The organism is Actinoplanes sp. NPDC051633 (assembly GCF_040681735.1).
Taxonomy (GTDB): domain Bacteria; phylum Actinomycetota; class Actinomycetes; order Mycobacteriales; family Micromonosporaceae; genus Actinoplanes.
Map to the genome: position 1 here is coordinate 1 of NZ_JBFAZH010000597.1, position 4900 is coordinate 4900.

Here is a 4900-nt window from a genome sequence, read left to right on the forward strand (position 1 = left end):
GAGCTGGGTGACGTCGCCGCCGGCTTCGCGTCGGCCGACGCCGTTTTCGAGGACACCTTCCGTACGCGCAGAGTGCAGCACGCGGCCCTGGAGACGCACGGCTCGCTCGGGTGGCTGGACGACGACGGGCGGCTGGTGGTGCGCTCGAGCACCCAGACGCCGTTCCTCACCCGGCGGGCGCTCGCCGCGTTGTACGACCTGCCGCTGGACCGCGTGCGGGTGCTGACCGGCCGGGTCGGCGGCGGATTCGGCGGCAAGCAGGAGATGCTCACCGAGGACCTGGTCGCGCTCGCCGTGCTGCGCACCGGGCGGCCGGTGAAGTGGGAGTTCACCCGGGCCGAGCAGTTCACGTCGGCCACCACCCGGCACCCGTTCACGGTGCGGATCAGGGCGGGGGCGCGGCGGGACGGCACGCTCACCGCGATCGACCTGACGGTCGTCACGGACACCGGCGCGTACGGCAACCACGGTCCCGCCGTCATGTATCACGGCTGCCACGAGTCGCTGTCGGTCTACCGCTGCGCCAACAAGCGCACCGACGCCACGACCGTCTACACCAACACGGTCCCGTCCGGCGCTTTCCGCGGCTACGGGCTGGGCCAGGTGACCTTCGCGATCGAGTCCGCAATGGACGAGCTGGCCCGGCGGATCGGCATGGACCCGGTCACCTTCCGCGAGCGTACGGTGGTGCGGCCCGGCGAGCCGATGACCGCGCCGGGCAGCCACGACGACGACCTGACCATCGCCAGCTACGGCCTCGATCAGTGCCTGGAGCACGTCCGCGCGGCGGCCGCGCGACCGTTCGAGGCGCCGGCCGGGTGGCTGGTCGGCGACGGCATGGCGATCGCGATGATCGCGGCCGGGCCGCCCGGCGGGCACTTCGCCGACGCGACCGCGACCCTGCTGCCCGACGGCACGTACGACCTGGCCGTCGGCACCGCCGAGTTCGGCAACGGCAGCACCACCGTGCACGCGCAGATCGCCGCCGACGCGCTGGGCACCACGCCGGACCGGATCACCATCCGGCAGTCCGACACCGACGTGGTCGGGCACGACACCGGCGCGTTCGCGTCCACCGGGGTGGTGGTGGCCGGCAAGGCGGTGCTGCACGCGGCGCGCGGGCTGCGGGCGGCCATCCTGCAGGCGGCCGCGCGGCAATCGCCGGGCGCGCGTGAGCTGACCGTCGACGCGGTGGTGGACGGGCCCACGCTCAAGGAGGTGGCGGCCCGGGCCGGGGGTCCGCTGACCGCGTCGGGGCACTGGGGCGGCAGTCCCCGGTCGGTGGCGTTCAACGCGCACTGGTTCCGGGTGGCGGTGGACCCGCGTACCGGAGAAATCTCGATCTTGAGCAGCGTGCACAGCGCCGATGCCGGCACGGTGATGAACCCGCTGCAGATCCGCGGGCAGATCGAGGGCGGCGTGGCGCAGGCGCTCGGCGCCGCGCTCGCCGAACACGTCGACATCGACAGCGCGGGGCGGGTCACCACGGCCGGCTTCCGGCAGTACCATTTGCCCACCTACGCGGACGTGCCGCAGACCGAGGTGTTCCTGGCGGAGACCTCCGACACGATCGGTCCGCTCGGTGCCAAGTCGATGAGCGAGAGCCCGTTCAACCCGGTCGCTCCGGCCCTGGCCAACGCCCTGCGCGACGCCACCGGCGTCCGCTTCACCGAACCGCCGTTCACCCGCGACAGGGTGTGGATGGAGTTGCCGACCCGCTGATCTCGCGCTATCTTGGCGGCAGCAGGTCGCGGTGACGACTCCCGCACTGCCTCTTCAAGCCCGATCGTTTCGTTGATCCGGCTGTTTCTTCCAGTGGCGTCACGCCACTTCTGCACAGGCTCGGCTCTCTGGCCCGAGCGGCATCTCCTATCCCATTCCTTCAAGGAGCACCACACATGACCGACACACAGGCGCCCACCAGGCGCCGGGGCAGCCGCCGGCCCGCCGCCGACCGCCCGCAGAATCGCCCGGCGGACGGGTCACCCGCCGCCGACACCGACGTCAAGGTCGACGGGATGCTCGACATCGTCGACGACCGGGCCTGGATCCGCGCCGAGGGCTACGCGCCCGGGCCGGACGACGTGCCCATCTCCCCCTCCTCCGTCCGCTCGCTCGGGCTGCGCCGCGGCGACCACGTCACCGGCGTGGCACACGTCAGCGGCCGCCGGCCGGCGAGTCTGGACCTCGACACCGTCAACGGCGGTGACCCGGCCGACGCCCGCAGGCGGCCCGGCTTCTACGACCTCACCCCGCTCTACCCGCAGGAGAGGCTGCGGCTCGAGACCGAGCCGCACCTGCTGACCACCCGGGTCATCGACCTGGTCATGCCGATCGGCAAGGGCCAGCGGGCGCTGATCGTCGCGCCGCCCAAGGCCGGCAAGACCATGGTGATGCAGGCCATCGCCAACGCGGTAACCCTCAACAACCCGGAGTGCCACCTGATGGTGCTGCTGGTCGACGAGCGGCCCGAAGAGGTCACCGACATGGAGCGCTCGGTCCAGGGCGAGGTCATCTCCTCGACCTTCGACCGGTCGCCGCACGAGCACACCGCCGTCGCCGAGCTCACCATCGAGCGGGCCAAGCGGCTGGTCGAGCAGGGACGCGACGTGGTCGTGCTGCTCGACTCGATCACCCGGCTCGGGCGGGCGTACAACCTGGCCACCCCCGGCCGTGGGCGTACGCTCTCCGGCGGCCTCGACTCCACCGCGCTCTACCCGCCGAAGCGTTTCCTCGGCGCCGCCCGCAACATCGAGCACGGCGGCTCGCTGACCATCATCGCGACCGCGCTGGTCGAGAACGGCTCGGCGATGGACACGGTGATCTTCGAGGAGTTCAAGAGCACCGGCAACGCCGAGCTCAAGCTGGACCGCGGGCTGGCCGAGTCGCGCACCTTCCCGGCCATCGACCCGGCGTCGTCCGGCACCCGGCACGACGAGCTGCTGCTCGACCCGGCCGAGCTAGCGATCACCCACCGGCTGCGGCGCTTCCTCGGCGACCAGCCGCACGGTCTGCAGCAACTGCTCACGCAGCTGCGCGGCACCCCGGGCAACGCGGCGTTGCTGGCCCAGGTGGCCCGGGCCCTCCCCCAGGCCTGATCCTTCGGGTTGAAACTCAGGGTCCTGACCAGGACCATCCCCGATGCGGCTGGGGTGCCCGCACCCGCACCATCGAGGTATCAGCAATTACCTCGACCGCAAGGGAAGCGAGAAACATGAACACCGTCCACTCCTCCATGGCGCGCCAGGGCCTCAGCCGCCCGCGTGACGGACGCATCCTGGGTGGGGTGTGCGCCGGCATGGCCCGCCGGTTCGGCCTCGACCCCTGGATCACCCGGCTGATCTTCGCAGCCACCCTGATCGTGATCCCGGGAAGTCAGATCCTGATCTACCCGATCCTCTGGATCCTGATGCCGTCCGAGTGACCTTCTCCGCCCTGTTGATCATCGGCTGACGCCCGCCGGAAGAACAAGACTGTTTCTTCCGGCGGGCTCTCCGCACTCTGGACGTCGTGCTCGCCGACGAACAGCACCGGCGCACGCCGGAGAATTTTCCAGTCGGTCGCGTTCAGCGCCGTGGCATTCCGGGTGGCGGCTGGTCCGCGGCGGACATTCCGCTGCTGGACGAGGCGGCCGAGCTGATCGGCGAGGAGAAGGCGGGCCCGCACGGCGACGGGTCGCTCGCCGGGCGCGCCGCTCGGGATCAGCGATGGGCCTACGGGCACGTCGTCGTCGACGAGGCGCAGGAGCTGTCGGCCATGGCCTGGCGGATGGTGTTGCGTCGGGTGCCCGGCCGGTCGATGACGGTGGCCGGTGATGTCGGGCAGACCTCCGCGCCCGGGGGTGCCGACTCGTGGGAGGGCGCCCTGCGGCCGCATGCCGGGGACCGGTGGCGGATGGCGCGGCTGTCGGTCAACTATCGGACACCGGCCGAGATCATGGACGCCGCCGCACCGCTGCGGCGCGACGACGGCGGGCCGGTGTCCGTGCGGGCGGAGGGCGTGCTCCCCTGGCGGATGCGGACCACCGAGCGGGAGTTGGCCGGCCGGCTCGCGGCCATCGCGGCGAGGAGGCGCGACGGGGTCAGGTGGCGATCATCGCCCCTGGTCATCGAATCGGGGACCTTGTCGCGCGCGTACCCGGGAAAGGGCGTGACCTGACCGCCCCGATCGTCGTGCTCGGGGTGACCGAGGCCAAAGGCCTCGAGTTCGACTGCGTGCTGGTCGCCGACCCCGCGGCGATCCTCGCCGCGTCACCGCGCGGGCGCAACGACCTGTACGTGGCGATGACCCGCGCGACCCACCGGCTCGCCTGCTGCACCCCGGCTCACCGCCCGCCGAGATCGCGGCGCTGGTCAGTCGTCGGTCGGTCAGTCGTCGGTCGGCACCGGCATCGGACGGCGTTCCTCCTCGCGGGCGGCGATCAGCGTCATCGCCCGGCGGTACTGCCCCCGCGTGATCTCCCCCTGGGTCAGCTGTGTGACCAGCACGCCCTCGAGGCTGCCCGGCGACGGCTCGGCCCGCTCCGGCCGGGGCTCCGCATGGGCGCCGGACCTGCGTCCCGCACCGTCACGCAGCACGCACCATACGGCGAAGACGATCATCGCCCCCAGCACCAGAGTCAGCAGCATCACCACGATCACGACTCCACCTCCGTATGACAGAACGGATCACGGAGGCCGCCGGTTCATCACACAACGTGACGTCCATGGTTGTCCACAGGAGAACCGATGGCCCTTGCCTCCGCTGAGAGCGGGCCGTTAGCGTCGGTCATCCACCTTTCGGGAAGGACTCACCGTCGATGTCCGTTCCTCTGTCCCGCCTGCTTGCCCTGCTGACCCTGCTGATCCCGGCACTGTTCGTCCCATCCGCGGCCGCCGCCGCGGCCGACGCCGCCCCCGAC

Annotated in this window: 4 protein-coding genes and 2 pseudogenes; 5 read left to right on the top strand and 1 reads right to left on the bottom strand. The window is 71.6% G+C overall.

Annotation, left to right across the window (positions count from 1 at the left end):
• From AB0M20_RS27490 to AB0M20_RS27510, 5 genes and pseudogenes are all read left to right on the top strand, one after another.
• Nucleotides 1-1722, top strand: a 1722-nt coding sequence (locus AB0M20_RS27490; RefSeq protein WP_364302985.1) for a molybdopterin cofactor-binding domain-containing protein, incomplete at its 5' end; no start/stop codon positions are given.
• Between the two features lie 281 nt (nt 1723-2003).
• A pseudogene (gene rho / locus AB0M20_RS27495) lies at nt 2004-3098 on the top strand (transcription termination factor Rho); the annotation flags it as partial.
• A gap of 116 nt (nt 3099-3214) precedes the next feature.
• Nucleotides 3215-3424: a PspC domain-containing protein gene (locus tag AB0M20_RS27500; protein WP_364302987.1), complete on the top strand. Its 210-nt coding sequence runs from the start codon at nt 3215-3217 to the stop codon at nt 3422-3424.
• Between the two features lie 86 nt (nt 3425-3510).
• A complete protein-coding gene (locus AB0M20_RS27505) occupies nt 3511-4158 on the top strand; it encodes a hypothetical protein (RefSeq protein ID WP_364302989.1) in 648 nt (215 codons plus the stop codon).
• 14 nt (nt 4159-4172) lie between these two features.
• A pseudogene (locus AB0M20_RS27510) lies at nt 4173-4295 on the top strand (ATP-binding domain-containing protein); the annotation flags it as partial.
• Between the two features lie 72 nt (nt 4296-4367).
• Here AB0M20_RS27510 and AB0M20_RS27515 read toward each other — a convergent pair.
• Nucleotides 4368-4640 (bottom strand): hypothetical protein, encoded by a 273-nt coding sequence (locus AB0M20_RS27515; RefSeq protein WP_364302992.1) that lies wholly within the window; start codon nt 4638-4640, stop codon nt 4368-4370.
• Nucleotides 4641-4900: the final 260 nt, after the last annotated feature.

Coding starts and splice junctions, on each gene's coding strand:
- AB0M20_RS27500 (WP_364302987.1), top strand. CDS start 3,215: ATGAACACCGTCCACTCCTCCATGGCGCGCCAGGGCCTCAGCCGCCCG.